We start from the raw sequence: 24,035 nt of genomic DNA, 5'->3' as shown, positions 1-24,035 counted from the left end.
CGCCCTATCCGGAAAGGTTGAAGTTGCCGGACTGGCCGTAGATAGCCAGCGAGATCAACAGGGTCACGGTCACGACCGCGATGAGCGAGGCGCGGACCGCGTTACCCACCGCAACACCGACGCCGACGGGGCCGCCGCTGGCGTTGAAGCCGTAGTAGGTGTGGATGAGCATTACCGCGATACCCATGACGATCGCCTGCACGAACGACCAGAGGATGTCCGTCGGTATCAGGAACGTCGAGAAGTAGTGGTCGTAGACACCCGGAGACTGCCCGTTGATGACGACGGTCGCGAACCGGCTGGCCACGAACGACGCGATCACGGCCAGTGAGTACAGCGGAACGATCGCGATCATGCCCGCCATCACGCGGGTCGAGACGAGGTAAGGGATCGACGGGATCGCCATGCACTCGAGCGCGTCGACCTCCTCGGAGACACGCATGGCACCGAGCTGTGCGGTCGAGCCGGCGCCGATGGTGGCGGCCAGACCGATGCCGGCGATCACCGGGGCGGCAATGCGCACGTTGATGAAGGCCGCGAAGAATCCCGTAAGGGCCTCGACGCCGATGTTGCCGAGCGAACTGTAGCCCTGGACGGCGATGACGCCGCCCGTGAACAGCGTCAGGAACCCGACGATGACGACGGTGCCACCGATGACGGCGAGCGCACCGGTACCCATGCCGATCTCGGCGATCAGCCGGATCACTTCTTTCCTGTAATGAATGAGCGCACGCGGTGCCCACACAAGCGCGCGCCAGTAGAACAGTGCCTGCTCACCGACGCCGTCGATCGAGCGTGATGCGCGTGCGACGCGCCGACGTGTGCGGACGAATCGCCCTGATGCGACCAAAGCCATCTAGTTCACCCCCCTGCCACTCACCCGGACGTCAGCTTGATGCCGATGGCGGTGACGAGCACGTTGACCACGAAGAGCGCCATGAAGGAGAAGACGACGGTCTGGTTGACGGCGTCGCCGACGCTCTTGGCACCGCCCCTGACGTTGAGACCGAGGTAGGAGGCCATCAGTCCGGCGATCATGCCGAACAGACCGGCCTTGAGCATCGAGATCATCAGCTCGCCGAAGCCGGTGAGCAACGTGATGCCGTTGACGAACGCGCCCGGGTTGACGTCCTGCACGTACACCGAGAAGAAGAAGCCGCCGAGGATGCCGATGGTGCAGACCAGACCGTTGAGCAGTAGCGCGACGGCGGTGGACGCCAGCACACGCGGTACGACGAGCCGGTGGATCGGATTGATGCCGAGCACGCGCATCGCGTCGATCTCCTCGCGGATCGTCCGCGCAGCGAGGTCGGCGCAAATGGCGGTCGCGCCGGCACCGGCCACGATGAGCACCGTGACGATGGGTCCGACCTGCGTCACCGCGCCCAGGGCGGCACCCGCGCCACTGAGGTCGGCTGCGCCGATCTCCCGCAGCAGGATGTTGATCGTGAAGCTCACCAGCACGGTGAACGGGATCGCGACGAGCACGGTCGGGATCATCGACACCCGAGCAACGAACCACGCCTGATCGATGAATTCACGCCGCTGGAACGGGCGCGAGAAGACAGCCCTGAGGGTGTCTGCCGACATCGCGAAGAAGCCGCCGGCGGCCCGCATCGGTACCTCGAGGAGGTCGACCACGTTTCCTCCTCACCAAACTCGTCATGGTTGATCACCGTGCGCGCGCCGCTCGCGCGACACAACGCGTCCCCCAGGCCGTCCAAACAGCACAAACAGCCTGTGACCCAGGTCATATTAACTAGAACGTGTTCACCTGTCAAAGACTTCTGTTCGCTGCCTCCGACACCCCCTCCGCAAGGCTGCGTCCGGCTCCACTCGCCGCCCGTCGACGGGCAGCGAATCGCGCGATCGGAGCGGCCGATCGTGCCACGCCCGAAGGCACGGTCGAGGCCTCGTAGGCTCTTCTGAACTGCGATTTTCAACAACGATCAACAAGAGCGGATCGACACAGAACCTGACCGGCCGGCAGGCACCCACGATTGCGGGTGGTATCCACCCGCAGACCCCGACGCGCCCTCCAGCCACCGCCGGGACCCAGGCCTCCAAGACAGGAAACTGAAACGCGTTCTAGACACCAGTACAGAAATTTGCGGCCAGCCGTGGTCGCCCCGCCACAATCCGGACACGTAGCACGTTCGACCCATCATCGTCGGGTTTCGTCCTACATGTATCGAAAATCCCGCAATCTGCCGTTACACAGGCAGATTGCGGGATTGGTCCGATTGTGACAGGCGTCGAGACGTCGGCGTCAGCCGAGGCTCTTCAGTGCCTCCGACGCAGAGAACATGCGCTCGGGATCGCGCCCGTCAAAGTAGGTGCCCATCTCGTCGGCGAGCGCCGACGGCGTCCACTGCGCGGCGGACGCATCGAAGCGCTGCTCGACGACCGGAGCGGCCATCAGCGCGACCATCGGGCCGTAGACGACGAAGACCTGTCCGTTGACGTTGTCGGCCGCGGGCGATGCCAGGTACGAGACCAGTGCGGCCACGTGCTCGGGCGACAGCGGATCGACCTCGCCGGTAGGCGCGTCGCCGAACACGGACTCCGTCATGGAGGTCCGCGCCCGCGGGCAGATCGCGTTGGCCCGCACACCGTAGCGAGACAGGCCGCGCGCCGCCGACAGCGTCAGGGCCGTGATGCCGGCTTTTGCGGCGCCGTAGTTCGGCTGCCCGGCGGGACCGAGCAGACCCGCCTCGGACGACGTATTGATCAGGCGGCCGTAAACCGGAGCACCATCCGCCTTGGACTTGTCGCGCCAGAACGTGGCGGCATTGCGAGAGAGGAGGAAGTGACCGCGCAGGTGCACCTTGAGGACCAGGTCCCACTCCTCGTCGGACATGCCGAACAGCATGCGGTCACGGACGATGCCGGCGTTGTTGACGACGATGTCGACACCGCCGAGTCCCTGGGCCGCCGCCATGAGGGCGTCCGCCGTGGACCGCTCGCCGACGTCACCCGCGACGAATTCGACCTTGCCTCCGAGAGTGCGGATCTCGTCGAGCGTCGACTCGACCGCGTCGTTCACCGCGAGGTCGTTGACGACCACGGCAGCCCCCGACTGCGCGAGACCGATCGCCTCCGCACGGCCGAGACCGGATCCCGACCCGGTCACGATCCCGACCTTGCCCTCCAAGCTGACCTCGCGACTGCTGTCTGCACTCATGTACGCACTCCCGTAACCGTGACGTCGACCGGCCTCGCGCCGGTCGGTGCCTCGTCGCCGCGGCTGCCGACGACAGCGGCCAATGTAGAACGTGTTCTACATTGGCCGCAAGGGTGACTACTAGTGCTCGGTGAGCGCGGCGCGCGGGCACTGCGCGATCGCCGAACGCACGTCCGCTTCCCGATCGGCCGGAGGAACGGCGGCCGAGATGATCAACTCCTCGTCGTCATCCAGATCGAAGATGTCGGGAGCGATTCCGACGCAGACACCGTTTGCCTCGCAGCGGTCCCTGTCGACCCTTACCTCCATGACGGTTCCTCATTTCACGTTTGTTCGAAAGACCGGACCGAAGCCCGACGCACCGGGCTGTGGCGCACCGAGACTTCGCCATAAGACTAGAACCCGTTTCACTGCTGTGCAATGATTCGGACAACCCTCCTGTAGGCGCCGACCGCACGGTCCGCACCGGTCACGGAAAGGCCGCTGTCACAGCCTCGTACACGATCAGCAGTGTCCGCGATCATTCCAGAAATCCGGGTCGTATCGGTCGAAATCGACGCCGACGATAGTCCCGGAATGGAGAAACGCACGTGGATATCACCTACACCCCGCAGCAGCAGCAGCTGCGGGAGGAATTGCGAAGCTACTTCGCGAAATTGATGACCCCCGAACGCCGCGAGGCGCTCGCCGCGACGACCGGCGAGTACGGCGAGGGCAACGTCTACCGTGAGGTCGTCCAGCAGATGGGCCAGGACGGCTGGCTCACCCTCGGCTGGCCCAAGGAGTACGGCGGCCAGGAGCGCTCCCCGATGGAGCAGCTCATCTTCACCGACGAGGCCGCGATCGCGGGCGCTCCGGTGCCGTTCCTGACGATCAACTCGGTCGCGCCGACCATCATGCATTTCGGTACCCCCGAGCAGAAGGCGTTCTTCCTGCCCAAGATCTCGGCAGGCGAGCTGCACTTCTCGATCGGCTACTCCGAGCCGGGAGCCGGCACCGACCTCGCGTCGCTGCGCACCTCCGCGGTCAAGGACGGTGACGACTACGTCATCAACGGCCAGAAGATGTGGACCAGCCTCATCCAGTACGCCGACTATGTATGGCTCGCGTGCCGCACCGATCCGAATGCCCGGAAGCACCGCGGCATCAGCATGCTCATCGTGCCGACCACGGCCGAGGGCTTCTCGTACACCCCGGTCCACACGATGGCCGGCCCCGACACCAGCGCCACCTACTACCAGGACGTCCGCGTCCCGCAGAGCTCGCTCGTGGGCGAGGAGAACGGCGGCTGGAAGCTCGTCACCAACCAGCTCAACCACGAGCGTGTCGCCCTCACGTCGGCGGGCCCGATCATGACGGCCCTGCAGGAAGTCCGTGAGTGGGCGCAGAACACCAAGCTGGCCGACGGCCGCCGGGTGATCGACCAGGAATGGGTGCAGATCAACCTCGCTCGCGTGCACGCCAAGACCGAGTACCTCAAGCTGATGAACTGGGAGATCGCCTCCGCGGAGGACCACGCGCCGGGCCCCGAGGCCGCGTCCGCGAACAAGGTCTTCGGCACCGAGTTCGCCACCGAGGCCTACCGCCTGCTCATGGAGATCCTGGGACCGTCCGCCACGATTCGCCAGAACTCGGCCGGCGTCCAGCTCCGCGGACGACTCGAGCGGATGCACCGCTCCGCACTGATCCTCACCTTCGGCGGCGGCACCAACGAGGTCCAGCGCGACATCATCGCGATGACCGCCCTCGGCCAGCCCGCCGCGAAGCGATAAGAGAAGGACGACGACATGGACTTCACTCTCACCGAGGCCCAGAACGATCTGGCCGGCCTCACCAACGGCATCGTCTCCGACATCGTGACGAACGAGCGTCTGCGTGAGCTCGACGCCGCGGAGGACCGCTTCGATCGCAAGCTGTGGGACGCGCTCGCCACCTCGGGTGTGCTGAACGCGGCGCTGCCCGAGTCGGTCGGCGGCGACGGTTTCGGCGTCCTCGAGCAGGCGAGCATCTTGATCGAGCTGGGCCGCGGCGTGGCGCCCGTCCCGTACCTGACGTCGATCGTCATGGCGACCGGCGCGATCGCCGAGTTCGGCTCGGACGCACAGCGTTCGGAGTGGGCCGCGCCCGCAGGCGCCGGTACGAAGATTCTCGCCGCCGCGCTCGCCGAGGAGCTCAACGACAATCCCGCGGCGCCGGTCACCCGGGCCGAGCGGACCGCGGACGGGTGGACCATCCGCGGCACCAAGATCGTCGTCGACGGCGCCCCGATCGCGGACCTGTTCCTCGTTCCGGCCGCCACCGACAACGGCACCGCTGTGTTCCTGGTCGAGGCCGGCGACACCGGCGTCGCGGTGACCCGGCAGCAGACGACGGACTTCGGTTGCACCGGCATCGTCGAGTTCACCGATGTGCACGTCGGCGCCGACCGCGTGCTCGGTTCGATCGAGCGCGGCGGGGAGATCGTCGAATGGATCCTCGACCGCGGAGCCGTCGGGTCCAGCGCCTTCCAGTTCGGCGTGCTCGACCAGGCACTGAAGATGACCGCCGACTACGCACGCGAGCGGATCCAGTTCGAACGACCGATCGGCAGCTTCCAGGCCGTGGCGCAGCGCCTGGCCGACGGCTACATCGACGTCAAGGGCGTTCGACTGACGCTGTGGCAGGCGGCTTTCCGCCTGGCCGAGGGCCTGCCGATCGAGGGTGAGATCGAGACCGCCAAGTTCTGGGCGGCGGACGCCGGTCACCGGGTCGCGCACACCGTGGTACACGTCCACGGCGGCGTCGGACTCGACGAGGATCACCCCGTGCACCGGTACTTCCTCGCTGCGAAGCGCCAGGAGTTCCTGCTGGGTTCCGCGACCGATCAGCTTCGCCGCCTCGGCGCCGAACTGGCTGCGACGCCCGCGTAAGCGACTCGGGCACAAGCAGTCCCGGCCGCGCGCGCTCGAGCAGTCCCATACAGTGAAACGAAGAAGCATGACGGGCATCACACCCGCCATGATGGGGGTATGACAGTGACTCCCACCGTCGCCGAACTGCTCGAGCGGCTTCGCGACGTCGACACGCACGGAATCCGTTTCGAAGACGCGTACATTCCGTGGACGGACCACGTCCACGGAATGTACGACCGTGCGGCACTTCTGAACGACCTGCTGGACTCGGACCGTCCGCGGCACTTCGGCGTGCTGTTCGACAACATCCCGGAGTTCTCGTCACTCCTCGGGGCCGCGGCGTTCTCCGGCACCGTCCTCGCCGGACTCAACACCACTCGCCGCGGGGACGCGCTCGCACGGGACATCGCGCTGTCCGACTGCCAGATCGTGTTCACCGAGAACACCCAGGCCCATCTGCTCGACGGGCTCGATCTCGGCGGCGTGCGGGTGATCAATGTCGATTCGCCCGAGTGGACCGATCTTCTGGCGCCGCATGCGGGCACTCCCGCCGTGCCCGAGACGGCGCAACTCGACGACCTGTTGATGCTGATCTTCACCTCGGGAACCAGTGGGGACCCGAAGGCGGTGCGCTGTACGCACCGGAAGTTCACCGAACCCGGTGTCATGCTGGCCGAGCGATTCGGCCTCTCCCCCGACGACGTGGTGTACATGGCAATGCCGATGTTCCACTCGAACGCCATGATGGCGGCATGGGCGGTGGCACTGCACGGGCAGTGCGGAATCGTCCTGCGGCGCAAGTTCTCCGCCTCCGGCTTCCTGCCCGACGTGCGCCGCTATGGCGTCACCTACGCCAACTACGTCGGTAAGCCGCTGTCGTTCATCCTGGCCACGCCGGAGCAGCCCGACGACGCCGACAACACGCTGCGGATCATGTACGGCAACGAGGGCTCGGCGCCGGTGGCTCGCGAGTTCGCCCGCCGATTCGGTACCCGCGTGATCGACGGCTTCGGCTCGACCGAGGGCGGCGTGTCCATCTCGGCGCACCCCGATGCCCCGGCCGGTGCTCTGGGGTTGCTCCCGGCCAACATCGAGATCCGTAACCCGGAGACCGGCGCCGTGTGCCCGCCGGCCGAGTTCGACGCCCACGGTCGTCTCGTCAATGCCGAGGAAGCGACCGGCGAGATGGTCAACGTTGCGGGCGCCGGAGCGTTCGCCGGCTACTACAAGAATCCCGAAGCCGACGCCGAACGCCTGCGCGACGGCATGTACTGGAGCGGCGACCAGGCCTACCGGGACACAGACGGATTCGTGTACTTCGCAGGCCGTAGCTCGGGCTGGCTGCGCGTCGACGGCGAGAACCTCGGTGCGGCACCGATCGAGCGCATCCTGCTCCGCTACCCGGGCTTTGCACAGGTGTCCGTGTACGGAGTTCCGGACCGCGAGATCGGCGACCGGGTGATGGCAGCGGTCATCCCGACCGACGACGTGGACGACTTCGACCCGGTCGCGTTCGCAGAGTTCCTCGACGCGCAGCCCGACCTCGGACCGAAGCAGCGGCCGACGCTGGTACGCGTGTGCTCCGAGTTTCCGCGGACCGCGACGTTCAAGGTCGTCACCCGCACGCTCAGCGCCGAGCGTTGGTACTGCTCCGATCCGGTGTGGCTGCGCGAACGCGGCCAGGACGAGTTCCATAGGCTCACACCGGAACTGGCGCTCACGCTGGAGCGGCAGACGGCAAACGCCTGATCGATCACACGAAAAGAGCTCGCGCCTGGAACGATTCGTTCCGGGCGCGAGCTCTTTCGCTATGCCCTACTTCAGTCCGTCGAGGCGCGAGACGGTGGACTCGAATTCCGCCACCAACTCGGCCATGATCTCGGCGACCGGGCGAATCTCGTTCATCCGACCCACGATCTGACCGACCGGCATCGCCACGACCTCGGGGTCGTTACCCGCGGAGATGCGCTGGTGCGCCTCGCTGACGAGGATGTTCTGCAGCGGCATCGGAAGCGGCTCGGGCGCGTCCGGCTTGGCCCACGCGTCGGTCCACTTGGTCTTGAGCAGCCGCGCCGGTTTTCCGGAGTAGATCCGCGAGCGAACCGTGTCGGCCGACGTCGCACCGAGCAGAGCCCGCTGGATCGACGACGGACCGTCGGCCGCGCTGCCGAGCTTGTACTCGCTGGTGGTGAGCCAGTACGAGCCCATCCACACGCCGGAGGCACCGAGCGCGAGCGCCGCGGCGACCTGGCGGCCGCTGCCGATACCACCCGCGGCCAGGACACCCGCGGAATCGCCGATGGCGTCCACGATCTCGGGCACCAGCACCATCGAGGCGATCTCACCGGTGTGCCCGCCCGCCTCGTAGCCCTGTGCGATGACGATGTCGACGCCGTTCTCGACATGGCTGCGCGCATGCTCGACCGCACCCGCCAGGGCCGCGACCGGCACCCCCTTCTCGTGCGCCAGGTCGATGACGTCCTTCGGCGGCGATCCGAGGGCGTTGGCGATCAACGCGATCCGGTGATTCAGCGCGACGTCGACGTGCGAGCGCGCCACCGAGTGGAGCCATCCCAGGACACCGGTCGCGTGCTCGACGTCGTCGGACAGCGGCGGTACCCCGAGCTCGTCGAGCGTGCGGTTGACGAACGCGCGGTGCTCGGCCGGGATGAGCTTGTCGAGATCGACGGCAGCACCCTCGGTGGGCACCTTGGCGGGCATCACGATGTCGACGCCGTACGGCTTGCCGTCGGTGTTCTCGTCCATCCACGTGAGGGTGGCCTCGAGCTCGTCCGGGTCGTTGAACCGGACGCACCCGAGCACGCCGAGTCCGCCGGCCCGCGAGATCGCCGCGGCCACGTGCTCCGACGGCGTGAACCCGAAGATCGGGTACTGGATACCGAACTTCTCGGCGAGATCCGTGCGCATCAGGAGTCCTTGCCGTTGGTGAGATGGTCGTCGGCGTCGCGGGACTGGGTCTGCGCGGTGGCCCACTTGTAGTCGGGCTTACCCGCCGGCGAGCGCTTGATCTCGTCGACCAGCCACAGGCTGCGCGGCACCTTGTAGCCGGCGATCTCCTTGCGGGCCGCCTCGACGATGTCCGTCAGGCTCGGACGGGTGCCGGCACGCGGTGCGACGACGGCGGCGACACGGTTGCCCCAGCGGTCGTCGGGCACACCGACCACGAGGACGTCGAAGACATCGGGGTGCAGCTTGATGGCGCCCTCGACCTCTTCGGGGTAGATCTTCTCGCCACCGCTGTTGATCGAGACCGAACCGCGGCCGAGCATCGTGACGGTGCCGTCCTCCTCGACCGAGGCGTAGTCGCCCGGGATCGAGTAGCGAATTCCGTTGAAGACCTTGAACGTAGCCTTGGTCTTCTCTTCGTCCTTGTAGTACCCGATCGGGATGTGACCGCTGCGCGCGATCATGCCGACCTTGCCCGAGCCGGGCTCGATCGGGTTGCCCTCGTCGTCGAGGACGACGGTCGCGGCGTCGATCTTCACGCGCGGGCCACCGGTGTGCTCGAAGCCCTTGGTGATGGTGGCCAGGCCGCCGAATCCGGTCTCGGACGATCCGATGGAGTCGGTGAGCAGACGGTTGGGCAGCAGGTCCAGGAACTGCTCCTTGAGCGTCGGCGAGAACAGTGCCGCACTGCTGGCGATCACGTACAGCGACGAAAGGTCGTACGGCTCACCGGTCTCCGGGTTGCCGGCAATCAGCGCGTCGATCATCGGGCGCGCCATGGCGTCACCGGTGATGAAGATGAGGTTGACCTTGTGACGGTCGATGACCTGCCACACCGCGTGACCGTCGAACTCGGGGTGCATCACCAGAGTGCCGCCGCCGAAGAGGCTGTGGAACACCGCGGACTGCGAGCCGCCGTGGATCATCGGCGGGATCGGGAAGCGGACCATCGCCGGATTGGCCGCGCCGACCTTCGCCATCTCCCACTCGTCCTGGACGTACTCGCCGGTGACGAAGTTGACGCCGCCGCCGAGCACACGCCACCAGTCCTCGTGCCGCCACATGACGCCCTTGGGCATACCGGTGGTGCCGCCGGTGTACAGGATGAAGATGTCGTCGGGGCTGCGCTCACCGAAGTTCCGCTCGGGCGAGCCCTGCGACAGCGCCTTCTCGTACTCGACACCGCCGTACGACGAGTAGTCGAGATCCGTGCCGTCCTCGACGACGATGGTGGTCTTCACGTGCGGGGTGTTCGGCAGGACGCCCGCGACCTTGTCCGAGTAGCGGCGCTCGTGGATCAGCGCGACCATGTCCGAGTTTTCGAAGATGTACTGCAACTCGTTCTCGACATAGCGGAAGTTGACGTTGACCATGATGGCGCGAGCCTTGAACACCGCGACCATCGACTCGATCGCCTCGATGGTGTTGCGGCTGTAGATGCCCACCTTGTCGCCCGGCTTGACGCCCTGATCCCGCAGGTAGTTGGCCAGTCGGTTGGCCCGCTCCTCCAGTTGTGCGAACGTGATCTCACGCTCCGCGTCCACCAGTGCGACGCGATCCGGGTTGAGGTCGATCGAATGCTCGATAAGGTCTGCGATATTAATGGCCACGTCAACAAAGTAGAACGTGTTACTGTCGCTGACAAGACCCAATCTGAGACTCAACTCACACACATCGCGGGAGTTCCCAGTGTCCACCGAAACCACCGGAAAATCAGACGTTTCGGCGAAATCGCCCCACTGCCTGGTCGAGAAGCGCGGCCACGTCCTGATCGTGACGATGAACCGTCCCGAGGCCCGCAACGCGCTCTCCGGCGAGATGATGGAGATCATGGTCGAGGCCTGGGACCGGATCGACTCCGATCCCGACATCCGGGTCGCGATCCTCACGGGCGCCGGTGGCACGTTCTGCGCCGGAATGGATCTCAAGGAGATGAACCGCAACGCACCGGGTGACAAGTTCTCGGGCGGGATGGACGTGACCCGACTGCCCGCGCTCCTCAAGGGCCGCCGCCTCACCAAGCCGCTCATCGCGGCGGTCGAGGGTCCCGCCATTGCCGGTGGCACCGAGATCCTCCAGGGCACCGACATCCGTGTCGCCGGCGAGAGCGCCCGCTTCGGTGTTTCCGAGGCACGACTCGGACTGTTCCCGCTCGGCGGATCCGCGGTCCGGCTGGTGCGCCAGATTCCGTACACCGTCGCCGCGGAGATCCTGCTCACCGGCCGCACGGTGCCCGCCCCCGAAGCCAAGGAACTCGGCCTCATCGGCCACGTCGTCCCCGACGGCCAGGCCCTCGACAAGGCTCTCGAGATCGCCGAGCAGATCGCCGCCAACGGCCCGATCGCGGTGCAGGCGATCCTGAAGACCATCCGCGTCACCGAGGGTCTGCACGAGGAGGAGGCGTTCGCACTCGAGGCCGAGATCGGGATGGCGGTGTTCAAGAGCGACGACGCCAAGGAGGGCCCCCGTTCGTTCGCCGAGAAGCGCGCCCCCAAGTTCACCGGCAAGTAGCAGCCACAAGACGGATTCCAAGGGTCCCTTCGTGCGCCCCGTGCGCATGGAGGGACCCTTCCGTACTTTCGGGAAGGGCCTGTTGAGCCCACCGGAACCACCATCGTCGAACGACTCTGAAACACAAGCACATCCGGAAGGAACACCGCATGAACGTCAACGACAGCGTTGCCCTCGTCACCGGCGGCGCCTCGGGCCTCGGCCTGGCCACCGTCAAGGCCCTCCACGAGCAGGGCGCCCGCGTGGTCATCCTCGACCTGCCGTCGTCGAACGGCGAGGCCATCGCGAAGGAACTCGGTGACCGTGTCCGCTTCGCCGCCGCCGACGTCACCGACGAGGCCTCGGTCACCGCAGCCCTCGACCTGGCCGAATCGCTCGGCCCGCTGCGCGTCGCCGTCAACTGCGCCGGCATCGGCAACGCCATCAAGACCGTCGGCCGCAGCGGCGCGTTCCCGCTCGCCGACTTCACGAAGATCATCAACGTCAACCTCGTCGGCACGTTCAACGTGATTCGCCTGGCGGCCGAGCGGATCGCGAAGACCGACCCGATCGACGGCGAGCGCGGCGTCATCGTCAACACGGCCTCCGTGGCCGCGTTCGACGGCCAGATCGGCCAGGCCGCCTACTCCGCCTCCAAGGGCGGCATCGTCGGCATGACGCTCCCGATCGCACGCGACCTCGCGTCGCTGCTCATCCGCGTCGTCACCATCGCGCCGGGCCTGTTCAAGACTCCACTCCTCGGCACACTGCCCGAGGCCGCCCAGGCCGCACTCGGCCAGCAGATCCCGCACCCGTCGCGACTGGGCGACCCCGCCGAGTACGGCTCCCTCGCCGCCCACATCGTCTCCAACCCCATGCTCAACGGCGAGGTCATCCGCCTCGACGGCGCCATCCGCATGGCACCGCGCTGATCGCAGCGCGCACCGAAAGGCGCGGCCCGCGACGGATTTCCGTCACGGGCCGTGCCTTCAGCTTGTCCGACGTGGTCAGGCGGTACCGACCGCAGCCGCGAGCTGACGCATGTGCTCGACGCTGCGGCACGTCACCAGCAGCATCGTGACGCCGGCGTCCTCCCACTGCTTGACCTGGGTGCGAACTTCCTCGACGTTTCCGATGATCATCGTGTCCGTGACCATCTGGTCCGGAACGACCGCGGCGGCCTCCTCCTTGCGACCGGACAGGAACAGCCGCTGGATCTCCTTGACCTCCTCGCCGTAGCCCATTCGCGTGTACACCTGGGCGTGGAAGTTCATCTCGGCGGCGCCCATGCCGCCGACGTACAGCGCGGTGATCGGGCGCAACTTGTCGATCTCGCCCTGCCGATCGTCGGTGACGACCACCTGGCACGTGGCGGCGATCTCGAAGTCCTCGCGGCTACGTCGTGCACCGGGGCGCGCGAACCCCTCGTCGAGCCACTCGTTGTACATCGGCGCCAGGCGCGGGGTGTAGTAGATCGCGAGCCAGCCGTCCGCGATCTCCGCCGTCAACGCGACGTTCTTGGGCCCCTCGGCACCGAGCCAGATCGGCAGATCGGCACGCAGCGGATGCGTGATCGGCTTGAGCGGCTTCCCGAGTCCCATCGAACCCGGGCCGGTGTACGGCAGCGGGTAGTGCGGGCCGTCGTTGCGTACCGCACCCTCGCGGGCGAGAACCTGGCGCACCACCGAGACGTACTCACGGGTGCGGGCGAGCGGCTTCTGGAACGGCTGCCCGTACCAGCCCTCGACGACCTGCGGTCCGGACACCCCGAGGCCGAGAATCGCGCGTCCGCCGGACAGGTGATCGAGGGTCAGCGCGTGCATCGCACAGTTCGTGGGCGTCCGCGCCGACATCTGCGCCACCGACGTGCCCAGCCGGATGCGCTCGGTGCTCGAACCCCACCAGGCGAGCGGCGTGAAGGCGTCGTTGCCCCACGACTCCGCGGAGAAGACGGCGTCGAATCCGGAAGCGTCGGCCTCGTCGACCAACTCCTGCGCATTGAACGGAGGCTGCGCACCCCAGTACCCGAGTTGTAACCCCAGCTTCATTGCGTGCCTCCGTGTTTTCCCATATCCGCAGTGACTCTTGCCACAGTAATAAGAACCTGTTCTACTCGATTCTGTGACCCCTGGAAAGAGCGGAGTGGCCGAGCAGCCACTGAGAGCACCTCTTAATCTGAAATTCGACTACACCCGATCGGTGGGTCCGACCATCGGCGCATTCGTGACCGGCCTGCGTGACCGAAAGGTCATCGGCGCCCGCGGATCCGACGGTCGAGTCCACGTTCCCCCACCGGAATTCGACCCGGCGACCCACGAACCGATGACCGACTTCGTGGACGTCGCGGACACCGGCACGGTCGTCAGCTGGTCGTGGATGGCCGAGCCCATCGAAGGCCAGCCGCTGACGCACCCGTTCGCGTGGGCACTGGTCAAGCTCGACGGCGCGGACACCTCGATCCTGCACGCCGTCGACGCCGGTTCCCCGGACGCGATGAGCACCGGGATGCGGGTGCGGGTCCGTTGGGCCGACGAGCGCACCGGACGCATCCAGGACATCGCGTGCTTCGAGCCCGGTGAGAGCGATTCCGATTCCACGGCAACCGTTTCCGGTGGAGATCCGGTCACCGGCATCGTCACCCCGATCGACCTGCACTACACGCACACCGCGTCGTTCGAGGAAACGTACTACCTGCGCGGTCTGATGGAGGGCAAGATCATCGGCGGCCGCACCGACGCGAACGGCAAGGTGTACGTGCCGCCGCGCGGCGCCAACCCGACCGACGGCGTCCCCACCAAGGAACAGGTCGAGGTCTCCGACAAGGGCACCATCACCACGTTCTGCATCGTCAACGTGCCATTCATGGGCCAGCAGATCAAGCCGCCGTACGTCGCGGCCTACGTGCTGCTCGACGGCGCCGACATCCCCTTCCTGCACCTGATCCTCGACGTCGACGCGTCCGAGGTCCGGATGGGCATGCGCGTCGAGGCCGTGTGGCGGCCGAAGGAGGAGTGGGAGTACTCGCTCCGCAACATCTCCCATTTCCGCCCGAGCGGTGAGCCCGACGCGGACTACGACAGCTACAAGCACCATCTCTAGGAGCCTCGAGAACATGACAGACATTGCAGTCGTCGGCTTCGCACAGGCCCCTCATGTGCGCGAGACCACCGGCACCACCAACGGTGTCGAGATGCTGGTCCCCTGTTTCCAGGAGCTGTACTCCGACCTCGGAATCACCAAGTCCGACATCGGATTCTGGTGCTCCGGATCGTCCGACTACCTGGCCGGACGCTCCTTCTCGTTCATTTCCGCGATCGACTCGATCGGCGCCGTGCCGCCGATCAACGAGTCGCACGTCGAGATGGACGCCGCGTGGGCGCTGTACGAGGCGTGGGTCAAGCTCATGACCGGCGAGGTCGACACCGCCCTCGTGTACGGCTTCGGTAAGTCGTCCGCCGGCAACCTCCGTCAGATCCTCGCGATGCAGATGGATCCGTACCTCGTGTCCCCGTTGTGGCCGGACTCGGTCTCGGTCGCGGGCCTGCAGGCCCGACTCGGCCTGGACGCCGGCAAGTGGACGGCAGAGGAGATGGCGGCGATCGCCCAGCGCAGCCGCGCTGCCGCGAAGTCCAACCCCGACGCCCAGATCTCCGGTGACGTCGACATCGAGACGCTGCTGGCGTCCGAATACGTCGCGGATCCTCTGCGGGCCCACGACTGTGCTCCGATCACCGACGGCGCGGCCGCGATCATCCTGGCCCGCGGCGACCGTGCCCGCGAGCTGCGTGAGCGTCCGGCATGGATCACCGGCATCGAGCACCGCATCGACTCCTCCGCCATCGGTTCACGGGACCTGACGACGTCCCCGTCCACCGCCGCCGCCGCACGCGCCGCCACGGGTGGCGACGTGTCGAACATCGACGTCGCCGAACTGCATGCGCCGTTCACCCACCAGGAGATCATCCTGCGCGAGGCGATCGGCCTCACCGATGCCACCACGATCAACCCGTCGGGTGGCCCCCTCACCGGCAACCCGATGTTCTCCGGCGGTCTCGAGCGCATCGGCCACGCGGCCCGCTCGATCATGAGCGGCGACGCGCAGCGCGTCCTCGCCCACGCCACCAGTGGCCCTGTGCTGCAGCAGAACCTGGTCGCCGTCATGGAAGGACGCAACTGATATGGCCAAGCAACTCGCCGCCGTCCTCGGCACCGGCCAGACCTACTACGTCGCCAAGCGTCACGACGTCACGATGGCCGGCATGGTCCGCGAGGCGATCGACCGCGCGATGGCCGATGCCCACGTCGGCTGGGACGACATCGACGCCATCGTCATCGGCAAGGCCCCCGACCTGTTCGAGGGCTCGATGATGCCGGAACTCGCGATGTCGGATGCGCTGGGCGCCCACGGCAAGCCACTGCTGCGCGTCCACACCGCCGGATCGGTCGGCGCCTCGACGGGCAACGTCGCCGCCAGCCTGGTGCAGGCCGGCGTGCACAAGCGCGTGCTCGCAGTGTCGTGGGAGAAGCAGTCCGAGTCCAACGCGATGTGGGCCCTGTCCTCCCCGGTCCCGTTCACGATGCCGGTCGGCGCGGGCGCGGGCGGCTTCTTCGCGCCGCACGTGCGCTCGTACATCCGCCGCTCGGGCGCGCCCGATCACATCGGCGCGTTGGTGGCCGTCAAGGACCGTCGCAACGGTGCACTGAACCCCTACGCGCACCTCAAGCAGCCCGACATCACCGTCGAGTCGGTACAGGCGTCCCAGATGCTGTGGGACCCCATCCGTTTCGACGAGACCTGCCCGTCGTCGGACGGCGCGTGCGCGATCGTCATCGGCAACGAGGACGCGGCAGAGGAAGTCGTCTCGGGAGGCCGCAAGGTTGCGTGGATCCACGCGACCGCGATGCGCACCGAGCCGCTGTCGTACGCCGGCCGCAACGTCGCCAACCCGCAGGCCGGCCGGGACGCCTCGGCCGCGCTGTGGAAGGCCGCGGGCATCAGCGACCCGCTCACCGAGATCGACGAGGCCGAGATCTACGTGCCGTTCTCGTGGTTCGAGCCGATGTGGCTCGAGAACCTCGGGTTCGTGCCGGAGGGCGAGGGCTGGAAGTTCACCGAGGCCGGCGAGACCGCGATCGGCGGGCGACTGCCGGTCAACGCGTCGGGCGGCGTGCTCTCGTCCAACCCGATCGGCGCGTCCGGGATGATCCGCTACGCCGAGTCGGCGATGCAGGTCATGGAGCGTGCCGGTGACCACCAGGTCGACAGCGTCCGCAAGGCCTTCGGCCACGCGTACGGTGGCGGCTCGCAGTATTTCGCCATGTGGGTGGTCGGCGCCGACCGTCCGACCAACTAGGAGGCTCACCCATGAAGTTCACAGTCGGCATCGCAATGAGCCCGCTGGACCAACTGACCGCCCTGGCACAGACCGCAGAGGAGGTTGGTTTCGCGAACATCGCGCTGCCCGACTCCCTGTTCTTCATGGAGACGGCCGCCGCGGACTACCCGTACACCCCCGACGGCTCGCGCATGTGGAATGCCGAGACGCCGTGGGTGGACCCGTTGATCGCGGCGGCCGCGATGGGCGCCGTCACGAGCACCATCGGCTTCTACACCAACGTCCTCAAGCTCGGCTCCCGTAATCCGCTGCTGTTGGCACGGCAGGTGGGTTCGGTGGCGAACCTGACCGGCAACCGGTTCGGGTTCGGCGTCGGAATCGGTTGGGCTCCCGAGGAGTTCGAGTGGTGCGGCGTTCCCTACAAGAAGCGCGGCGCCCGTGTCGACGAGATGATCGAGATCATCAAGCTCGTGCTCGACGGCGGCATGGTCGAGTACCACGGCGAGTTCTTCGACTTCGACCGCCTGCAGATCAGCCCCGCCCCCAGCAAGCCGGTGCCGTTCTACGTGGGCGGGCACACCGACGTCGCGCTGCGTCGTGCGGCGCGCGTCGGTGACGGCTGGACGTCGGCGATGATGAAGTTCGACGACCTGGTCACCACGATGGCCCGCCTGCAGGAACTGCGCGCCGAATATGGCCGAGCTGACGAACCTTTCGAGATTCAGGCGGTGTGCATCGACCGGTTCGGCAAGGACGGGTACGACCAGATGGCCGAGGCCGGCATCACCGACAACATCGTCGTGCCGTGGATCTTCGACGGGCTCGGATTCGACGCCCCGCTCGAGGCCAAGCAGGACTCGCTGCGCAAGTTCGCCGATAAGTACATCCGCTAGGGAGCGAAGCATGACGACAACAGGCACCGAGCACCCGGCACGCGTCGCCGCGAAGGCGTCGCAGTCCGCCGCGAGCGGAAAGCGCAAGGAGGAGTGGCTGGATCTGTTCGCCGAGGACGGCTGGGTCGAGGATCCGGTGGGCCCGTCGGGCTTCGATCCCGAGGGCAAGGGTCACCATGGGCGCGAGGCGATCTCGAAGTTCTACGACATGACGATCGCCAACACCGACTCGCTCGAGTTCATCGTGAACGACTCGCTGGTGTGCGGTGACGAGAACGTCAACATCGGCACGATCCGCACGGTCATCGCCGGCAACCAGGTCGACGCCGAGGGTGTGTTCATCTACCGCGTCAACGCCGACGGCAAGCTGCAGTCGCTGCGGGCCTTCTGGGAGGTCGAGCGTGCAATGAAGACGCTGAAGAAGGTCTGAGTCCGACATACGAGAGTGGGGCGGTCACCGAATCCGGTGACCGCCCCACTTTCGTTGCGTCCGTGGCTCTCTCGCTTGCATCCGTGCACCCCACGAACGAGCCCGGACAAAGCGATAGCGCCAGCGAGGGATGAGGGATCTCGCTGACGCTACCGCGTCTGTGTGTGCGATTCGAGCCTAGTGCTTGACCGGGCAGCCCGAGGTCTTGTAGTCGACCTGGTATTCCTTGATGCCGTTGAGCCAGCCGGACCGCAGGCGGCGGGTGTCGCCGGCCTCGGTGATGTCCGGGAGGAAGTCGGCGATCGCGTTGAAGATCAGCTCGATCTCCATGCGGGCCAGGTTCGCACCCAGGCAGTAGTGAGCGCCGGTGCCGCCGAACGACAGGTGCGGGTTGGGGTCACGCGTGATGTCGAAGGTGTGAGGGTTCTCGAACACGTCCTCGTCGAAGTTCGCCGAGACGTAGCTCATCACCACGCGCTGGCCCTTCTTGATCTGCACGCCGCCGATCTCGGTGTCCTGCAGCGCGGTGCGCTGGAAGGAAGCGACCGGGGTGGCCCAGCGGATGACCTCGTCGGCCATGGTCTTCGGGCGTTCCTTCTTGAACAGCTCCCACTGCTCGGGGTTGTCCATGAACGCCTTCATGCCGTGCGTGGTGGCATTGCGGGTGGTCTCGTTGCCGGCCACCGCGAGCACGATCACGAAGAAGCCGAACTCCTCCGGGCTGAGTACGTCGCCGTCGACGTCCGCCTCGATGAGCGTGGTGACGAGGTCGTTGGCCGGGTTCGCCTTGCGTGCCTCCGCCATCTGGTACGCGTAGCCGAGGATCTCCATCGACGCCGCCGCCGGATCGATGTCGGCGAACTCGGGGTCGTCGTACGAGGTCATCTGGTTGGACCACTCGAAGACCTTGCCGCGATCCTCCTGCGGCACGCCGATGAGTTCGGCGATGGCCTGCAGCGGCAGCTCCGCCGCGACCTGGGTGACGAAGTCGCCACTACCCTCCGCAGCGGCGGCCTGGACGATGGACTCGGCGCGAGACTTCAGTTCCGCCTTGAGCCCGTTGATGGCGCGGGGCGTAAAGCCGCGGGCGACGAGCTTGCGCAGCTTGGTGTGCTCCGGTGCGTCCTTGTTCAGGAGCACGAAACGCTGAAGCTCGATCTGCGCACGCTCCATGTCGTCGTTGAAGCGCGGGATCGCGGTGTTCTCCCACGTGGAGAACACGTCGCTGCGCATCGAGACGTCGCGAATGTCCTCATGGCGGGTGACCAGCCAATAGCCACCGTCGTTGAACCCGCCGACACCGTCGGGCTGCTCGACCCAGTAGACGGGTTGCGTCTTGCGAACCTCGGCAAGCTCCTCGACCGGGAGCCGGTGCGCGTAGATGTCGGGGTCCGTAAAGTCGAACCCTGCGGGAATGTTGGGCTGCGCCACTGCTGTCTCCTGCCCTCGCGACCAGGCGCGAAGTGATGTGGAACACGTTCTACATGCATTGAAGCACAGAGCTTCGATCGGCGAAAGACTAGGCGGAAATCCGCACTCCCGGTCCTTGCCTGACCGGGCGAACCTGTTCTACTTTTCGAAGAAGAGAGTGAAAGGAGCCCGCCGTGGGCACACCAGTAATCGTCGAGGCAGTTCGTACCCCGATCGGAAAGCGCGGTGGCTGGCTGTCCGGCCTGCACGCGGCCGAGATCCTCGGTGCCGCACAGAAGGGGATCGTAGACCGGGCGGGCATCGATCCGACTCTGGTCGAGCAGGTCATCGGCGGGTGTGTCACGCAGGCCGGCGCCCAGTCCAACAACGTCACCCGCACCGCGTGGCTCGCGGCGGGCCTGCCGTGGCAGGTCGGCGCCACCACCATCGACTGCCAGTGCGGTTCCGCGCAGCAGGCCAACCACCTCATCGCGGGCCTGATCGCGACCGGCGCGATCGACATCGGCATCGCGTGCGGTGTCGAGGCCATGAGCCAGGTGCCACTGGGCGCCAACGTCGGTACCGAGGCTGGCCCGCGTCGCCCCGCCTCGTGGGACATCGACCTGCCCAACCAGTTCGAGGCCGCCGAGCGCATCGCCAAGCGCCGCGGGCTCACCCGTGAGGACCTCGAGGTGCTCGGCGTGCAGTCGCAGGCCCGCGCGAAGCAGGCGTGGGCGGAGGGCCGCTTCGACCGCGAGATCGTCCCGGTCACCGCGCCGGTCATCGGCGAGGACAAGCAGCCCACGTCGGAGATGAACGTCGTCAGCCGCGACCAGGGCCTGCGCGACACCACCGCCGAGTCGCTCGCCAAGCTCAAGCCGGTCCTCGAGGGCGGCACCCACACCGCCGGCACGTCGTCGCAGATCTCCGACGGTGCCGCCGCCGTCATGCTCATGGACGAGGACCGCGCCCGCGCGCTGGGCCTGAAGCCGCGCGCCCGCATCGTCAGCCAGGCGCTCGTCGGCGCCGAGCCCGAGTTCCACCTCGACGGCCCGGTGCAGGCGACGTCGCGGGTGCTCGCGAAGGCCGGCATGAAGATCGGCGACCTGGACCTGTTCGAGGTCAACGAGGCCTTCGCGTCCGTCGCGCTGTCGTGGGCTCAGGTCCACGGCCCCGACATGGACAAGGTCAACGTCAACGGCGGCGCCCTCGCGCTCGGACATCCCGTGGGCAGCACCGGTTCTCGCCTCATCACGACCGCACTGCACGAGCTCGAGCGCCGCGACGGCTCGACCGCGCTGATCACGATGTGCGCGGGCGGTGCGCTGGCCACCGGCACCATCATCGAGCGGATCTGATCCGGAGATGACCACGCAGCGCCCGTCGGGGCTCGATTCGAAGTACACGGTCGACATCATCAAGTGGATGTCGAGGATCAACGTGAAGCTGTATCGGGCCACCGGCGGGCGCCTCGGTGGCAAGTGGCGCGTGGGCAGCGCCTTCCCCTGGGGAATTCCCGTCTGCCTGCTCACCACCACCGGCCGCAAGAGCGGGCAACCCCGGATCAGCCCGCTGCTGTTCCTCGAGGACGGCGACCGCGTCGTGCTGGTCGCCTCGCAGGGCGGGCTGCCCAAGAATCCGATGTGGTACCTGAACATTCGCGCCAACCCGGACGTGACCGTCCAGATCAGGTCCGATGTCCGGAAGATGCGGGCACGCGTGGCGACGGGTGAGGAGCGGGCCGCTCTGTGGCCGCGTCTGGTCGACCTCTACGCCGACTTCGACAACTACCAGTCGTGGACCGACCGGGAGATTCCCGTCGTCATCTGCGAATAGCGCGCGCTACTCCCCTGCGCGGGCGCCTGGCGGGAATAATGGTGGGTGATGCCCGGCATACCGGCGCCGGGCGCACCGCCTCGCGAGGAGGAATGTCGCGACATGACAGTGAAGAACCACGACCAGGTGATCGACCGGCGCGAGATCGCTTCGGCCCTGCTGAAGGCGCTCGACCGTCGACACGAGGTCCTGGACGCCGTCGTCGAGAGCAAGGACCGCGAGGCGGCCGTCGCGGCCGTACGCGAACTCCTCGACACCACCGAGTTCTGCGCTGACGCGGTGCTGAATCTGCGTTTCGACCGTCTCACGGTCAAGGAACGCGACCGCATCCGCACCGAACTCGAGGATCTCGACGCGACCCTCCAGTGGCTGCCCGAGCAGCGTCCCTACAGCACCGGCGCGGGAGTTCGCCTGCGCCCGTTCAGCGATTCGGACTCCGACACCGAATTGTTCCGCAAGCGCTCCGCCGAGCGTCTCGACGACGCCGGCAGCCCGTGGGGCCCGGACCGTGTCGAGCAGGAGCGCCAGGACGGCCTGAAGCGCATCGACGACGAGTCGGCGGCCTGGTTCGTCGCCGAGTGCACCACCGGTGACGAACCGAGCAGCATCGGACTCGTGTTCGGCGAGCTGACCGGCAACGAGGTGGACGTCGCGATCTGGGTGGCCCCCGAGTCGCGCAAGCAGGGCTACGGCACCGCGGCGCTCAAGCAGGCCCGCAGCGAACTGGCCGCCTACTTCCCCGGCACCGTGCTGATCGTCCGCACGCCCGCGTAAGAAGACCTCGAAACGGAGAACGCCCGTGCGGACGATGCGCACGGGCGTTCTCGGTATGCGTGACTTACGCGCCGTAGACCGGGGTCGGGGTCTCGGCCTTGGCCAGCAGGTCGGCGACGACCGGACCCAGCTCCTTGGGATCCCAGCGGTCACCCTTGTCCTGGGCGGGGCCGTGGCGCCAGCCCTCGGCGACCGTGATCTTGCCGCCCTCGACCTCGAAGACGCGTCCGGTGACGTCCTTCGACTCGGCGGAGCCCAGCCACACGACGAGCGGCGAGATGTTCTCCGGCGCCATCGCGTCGAAGCCCTCCTCCGGAGCGGCCATCGCCTCGGCCATCGCGCCACCGGCACCGACGGTCATGCGGGTGCGGGCCGCGGGGGCGATCGCGTTGACGGAGACGCCGTAGTTCTTCAGCTCGGCGGCGGCCTGGATGGTCATCTCGGCGATGCCGGCCTTGGCGGCGGCGTAGTTGCCCTGACCGATGGAGCCCTGCAGGCCCGCGCCCGAGCTGGTGTTGATGATGCGGGCATCCACCGGGCGTCCGGCCTTGGACTCGGCACGCCAGTACGCGGCGGCGTGGCGCAGCGGGGCGAAGTGGCCCTTGAGGTGCACGCGGATGACCGCGTCCCACTCTTCCTCGCTCATGCCGACCAGCATGCGGTCACGCAGGAAGCCCGCGTTGTTGACCAGGATGTCCAGGCCACCGAACGTGTCGATCGCGGTCTGGATCAGGTTCTGGGCACCCTCCCACGACGCGACGTCGTCGCCGTTGACGACGGCCTCGCCGCCGGCGGCCTTGATCTCCGCGACAACCTGCTCGGCAGGGGTCTCGCCAGTGTTGGAGCCGTCGCCGCCGACACCGATGTCGTTGACGACGACCTTGGCACCCTCAGCCGCGAAGGCCAGCGCGTGGGCGCGACCGATTCCACGGCCGGCGCCGGTGATGATGACGACTCGGCCGTCAAGCAAACCGCTCACTTGTTCTCCTCTGTAGTAGCCGCGGCCAGGAAGGCCGGGCGCTCGCCGCCGCCGTGGACGGTAAGTGTCGAACCGCTGACGTAGGCCGCCAACGGTGATGCCAGGAATGTCGCACAGTTGCCGATGTCCTCGGGGCGTGCCATCCGACCCAGCGGGACGGTGGCGCCGACGGCGTCGATACCGGCCTCGTCGCCGTAGTGCAGATGGCTCAGCTCGGTCTGCACCAGGCCGACGACGATCGAGTTGACCCGCACCTTGGGGGCCCACTCGACGGACAGACTGGCCGCGAGGGAGTCGATGCCGGCCTTCGCCGCGCCGTACGCGGCGGTGCCCGGGGACGGTCGGCTGCCGCTGACGCTGGAGATCATGACGATCGATCCGCCGTCCTCCTGCTTCTGCATGACCGCGTTGGCGATCTGCGAGATCAGCAGGGGCGCGAGCAGGTTCAGCTCGACGATCTTGGAGTGGAACTTGGGGCTCGCGTCCGCCGCCATCGCGAACGGGGCGCCGCCGGCGTTGTTGACGACGGAGTCCAGCCAGCCGTACTTCGCGACGATCTGGTCGACCATCGACTGCACCTGCTCGGCGTCCCGGACGTCGCATGCGATGAAGTCGATTCCGCGCCCGTCGACCTCGATGGGCTCGTCGGCCGGACGTCGCGCACACGTCACGACCGTCGCCCCCGCACGCAGGAAGGACCGGCTGATTCCGGCCCCGATTCCGCGCACCCCGCCGGTCACCAGTACGACCTTGCCTTCGAGACCGAGATCCACCTTGTTCCTCCCTGAAGCGGCACGGGTCATTCGCACCCGTCTGTGATAACTTACCAAGCAATCGCTTGGTTC

General features: G+C 67.1%; 23 protein-coding genes. 13 read left to right on the top strand and 10 right to left on the bottom strand.

The window, feature by feature from the left end; translation table 11 throughout:
• Positions 1–4: 4 nt before the first annotated feature.
• The 4 genes from ACQ5DX_RS01140 to ACQ5DX_RS01125 all read right to left on the bottom strand — a co-directional run bounded on the left by ACQ5DX_RS01140 (position 5) and on the right by ACQ5DX_RS01125 (position 3,493).
• Positions 5–856 carry an MlaE family ABC transporter permease gene (locus tag ACQ5DX_RS01140; protein ID WP_430330868.1) on the bottom strand — a complete coding sequence of 284 codons (852 nt, stop codon included), beginning with the start codon at positions 854–856 and terminating at the stop codon, positions 5–7.
• 20 nt (positions 857–876) lie between these two features.
• A complete protein-coding gene (locus ACQ5DX_RS01135) occupies positions 877–1,641 on the bottom strand; it encodes an MlaE family ABC transporter permease (RefSeq protein ID WP_430330867.1) in 765 nt (254 codons plus the stop codon).
• 628 nt (positions 1,642–2,269) lie between these two features.
• A complete protein-coding gene (locus tag ACQ5DX_RS01130) occupies positions 2,270–3,184 on the bottom strand; it encodes a 3-oxoacyl-ACP reductase (RefSeq protein ID WP_430330866.1) in 915 nt (304 codons plus the stop codon).
• Positions 3,185–3,304: 120 nt separating this feature from the next.
• Entirely contained in the window at positions 3,305–3,493 is a 189-nt protein-coding gene (locus ACQ5DX_RS01125; RefSeq protein WP_005515523.1) for a ferredoxin, read from the bottom strand.
• Positions 3,494–3,774: 281 nt separating this feature from the next.
• Between ACQ5DX_RS01125 and ACQ5DX_RS01120 the strand changes: the two genes are divergently transcribed.
• The 3 genes from ACQ5DX_RS01120 to ACQ5DX_RS01110 all read left to right on the top strand — a co-directional run bounded on the left by ACQ5DX_RS01120 (position 3,775) and on the right by ACQ5DX_RS01110 (position 7,824).
• A complete protein-coding gene (locus ACQ5DX_RS01120; RefSeq protein ID WP_430330865.1) occupies positions 3,775–4,956 on the top strand; it encodes an acyl-CoA dehydrogenase family protein in 1,182 nt (393 codons plus the stop codon).
• Between the two features lie 15 nt (positions 4,957–4,971).
• The gene (locus ACQ5DX_RS01115) at positions 4,972–6,093 is read left to right on the top strand and encodes an acyl-CoA dehydrogenase family protein (RefSeq protein ID WP_430330864.1); all 1,122 of its coding nucleotides are present in this window, start codon (positions 4,972–4,974) and stop codon (positions 6,091–6,093) included.
• A 99-nt stretch (positions 6,094–6,192) separates the two neighbouring features.
• Positions 6,193–7,824: a long-chain-fatty-acid--CoA ligase gene (locus ACQ5DX_RS01110; RefSeq protein WP_430330863.1), complete on the top strand. Its 1,632-nt coding sequence runs from the start codon at positions 6,193–6,195 to the stop codon at positions 7,822–7,824.
• Positions 7,825–7,890: 66 nt separating this feature from the next.
• Here the strand turns inward: ACQ5DX_RS01110 and ACQ5DX_RS01105 are convergent, their stop codons facing one another.
• Together ACQ5DX_RS01105 and ACQ5DX_RS01100 are read right to left on the bottom strand one after the other, a co-directional pair.
• Entirely contained in the window at positions 7,891–9,003 is a 1,113-nt protein-coding gene (locus ACQ5DX_RS01105; RefSeq protein ID WP_430330862.1) for an NAD(P)H-dependent flavin oxidoreductase, read from the bottom strand.
• Positions 9,003–10,652 (bottom strand): acyl-CoA synthetase, encoded by a 1,650-nt coding sequence (locus ACQ5DX_RS01100; RefSeq protein ID WP_430330861.1) that lies wholly within the window; start codon positions 10,650–10,652, stop codon positions 9,003–9,005. The genes ACQ5DX_RS01105 and ACQ5DX_RS01100 overlap by 1 nt, the downstream gene beginning before the upstream one ends.
• A gap of 79 nt (positions 10,653–10,731) precedes the next feature.
• On the opposite strand from ACQ5DX_RS01100, the gene ACQ5DX_RS01095 reads away from it, so the two are divergent.
• Together ACQ5DX_RS01095 and ACQ5DX_RS01090 are read left to right on the top strand one after the other, a co-directional pair.
• Complete coding sequence (locus tag ACQ5DX_RS01095; RefSeq protein ID WP_430330860.1) at positions 10,732–11,553, top strand: crotonase/enoyl-CoA hydratase family protein; 822 nt, start codon at positions 10,732–10,734, stop codon at positions 11,551–11,553.
• A gap of 149 nt (positions 11,554–11,702) precedes the next feature.
• The gene (locus ACQ5DX_RS01090) at positions 11,703–12,464 is read left to right on the top strand and encodes a 3-hydroxyacyl-CoA dehydrogenase (RefSeq protein ID WP_430330859.1); all 762 of its coding nucleotides are present in this window, start codon (positions 11,703–11,705) and stop codon (positions 12,462–12,464) included.
• Positions 12,465–12,539: 75 nt separating this feature from the next.
• Here ACQ5DX_RS01090 and ACQ5DX_RS01085 read toward each other — a convergent pair whose 3' ends face one another.
• The gene (locus ACQ5DX_RS01085; RefSeq protein WP_430330858.1) at positions 12,540–13,580 is read right to left on the bottom strand and encodes an LLM class F420-dependent oxidoreductase; all 1,041 of its coding nucleotides are present in this window, start codon (positions 13,578–13,580) and stop codon (positions 12,540–12,542) included.
• 73 nt (positions 13,581–13,653) lie between these two features.
• On the opposite strand from ACQ5DX_RS01085, the gene ACQ5DX_RS01080 reads away from it, so the two are divergent.
• The 5 genes from ACQ5DX_RS01080 to ACQ5DX_RS01060 are packed head-to-tail and all read left to right on the top strand — an operon-like array spanning position 13,654 to position 18,191.
• Positions 13,654–14,631, top strand: coding sequence for a Zn-ribbon domain-containing OB-fold protein (locus tag ACQ5DX_RS01080; protein ID WP_430330857.1), 978 nt, complete (start codon positions 13,654–13,656; stop codon positions 14,629–14,631).
• A gap of 13 nt (positions 14,632–14,644) precedes the next feature.
• A complete protein-coding gene (locus ACQ5DX_RS01075) occupies positions 14,645–15,709 on the top strand; it encodes a thiolase domain-containing protein (RefSeq protein ID WP_430330856.1) in 1,065 nt (354 codons plus the stop codon).
• A gap of 1 nt (position 15,710) precedes the next feature.
• Complete coding sequence (locus ACQ5DX_RS01070) at positions 15,711–16,886, top strand: thiolase domain-containing protein (protein ID WP_430330855.1); 1,176 nt, start codon at positions 15,711–15,713, stop codon at positions 16,884–16,886.
• Positions 16,887–16,897: 11 nt separating this feature from the next.
• Positions 16,898–17,761: a TIGR03619 family F420-dependent LLM class oxidoreductase gene (locus tag ACQ5DX_RS01065; RefSeq protein ID WP_430330854.1), complete on the top strand. Its 864-nt coding sequence runs from the start codon at positions 16,898–16,900 to the stop codon at positions 17,759–17,761.
• 10 nt (positions 17,762–17,771) lie between these two features.
• Positions 17,772–18,191 carry a nuclear transport factor 2 family protein gene (locus tag ACQ5DX_RS01060; protein ID WP_430330853.1) on the top strand — a complete coding sequence of 140 codons (420 nt, stop codon included), beginning with the start codon at positions 17,772–17,774 and terminating at the stop codon, positions 18,189–18,191.
• A 177-nt stretch (positions 18,192–18,368) separates the two neighbouring features.
• Here ACQ5DX_RS01060 and ACQ5DX_RS01055 read toward each other — a convergent pair whose 3' ends face one another.
• The gene (locus ACQ5DX_RS01055) at positions 18,369–19,622 is read right to left on the bottom strand and encodes a cytochrome P450 (protein WP_430330852.1); all 1,254 of its coding nucleotides are present in this window, start codon (positions 19,620–19,622) and stop codon (positions 18,369–18,371) included.
• 173 nt (positions 19,623–19,795) lie between these two features.
• On the opposite strand from ACQ5DX_RS01055, the gene ACQ5DX_RS01050 reads away from it, so the two are divergent.
• From ACQ5DX_RS01050 to ACQ5DX_RS01040, 3 genes are all read left to right on the top strand, one after another.
• Positions 19,796–20,959: a steroid 3-ketoacyl-CoA thiolase gene (locus tag ACQ5DX_RS01050; RefSeq protein ID WP_430330851.1), complete on the top strand. Its 1,164-nt coding sequence runs from the start codon at positions 19,796–19,798 to the stop codon at positions 20,957–20,959.
• Positions 20,960–20,966: 7 nt separating this feature from the next.
• Positions 20,967–21,437: a nitroreductase family deazaflavin-dependent oxidoreductase gene (locus tag ACQ5DX_RS01045; protein ID WP_430330850.1), complete on the top strand. Its 471-nt coding sequence runs from the start codon at positions 20,967–20,969 to the stop codon at positions 21,435–21,437.
• A 102-nt stretch (positions 21,438–21,539) separates the two neighbouring features.
• Positions 21,540–22,211: a GNAT family N-acetyltransferase gene (locus ACQ5DX_RS01040; protein WP_430330849.1), complete on the top strand. Its 672-nt coding sequence runs from the start codon at positions 21,540–21,542 to the stop codon at positions 22,209–22,211.
• A 64-nt stretch (positions 22,212–22,275) separates the two neighbouring features.
• Here the strand turns inward: ACQ5DX_RS01040 and ACQ5DX_RS01035 are convergent, their stop codons facing one another.
• Both ACQ5DX_RS01035 and ACQ5DX_RS01030 read right to left on the bottom strand, forming a co-directional pair.
• The gene (locus ACQ5DX_RS01035; protein WP_430330848.1) at positions 22,276–23,190 is read right to left on the bottom strand and encodes an SDR family oxidoreductase; all 915 of its coding nucleotides are present in this window, start codon (positions 23,188–23,190) and stop codon (positions 22,276–22,278) included.
• Positions 23,187–23,963: an SDR family oxidoreductase gene (locus ACQ5DX_RS01030; RefSeq protein WP_430330847.1), complete on the bottom strand. Its 777-nt coding sequence runs from the start codon at positions 23,961–23,963 to the stop codon at positions 23,187–23,189. Before ACQ5DX_RS01030 ends, ACQ5DX_RS01035 begins: the two co-directional genes overlap by 4 nt.
• Between the last annotated feature and the right edge of the window lie 72 nt (positions 23,964–24,035).

This window comes from Rhodococcus sp. ACT016 (assembly GCF_050477185.1).
Taxonomy (GTDB): domain Bacteria; phylum Actinomycetota; class Actinomycetes; order Mycobacteriales; family Mycobacteriaceae; genus Prescottella.
Note: the sequence above shows the minus strand (reverse complement) of the source record. Positions and strands in the feature narration are given on the sequence as shown.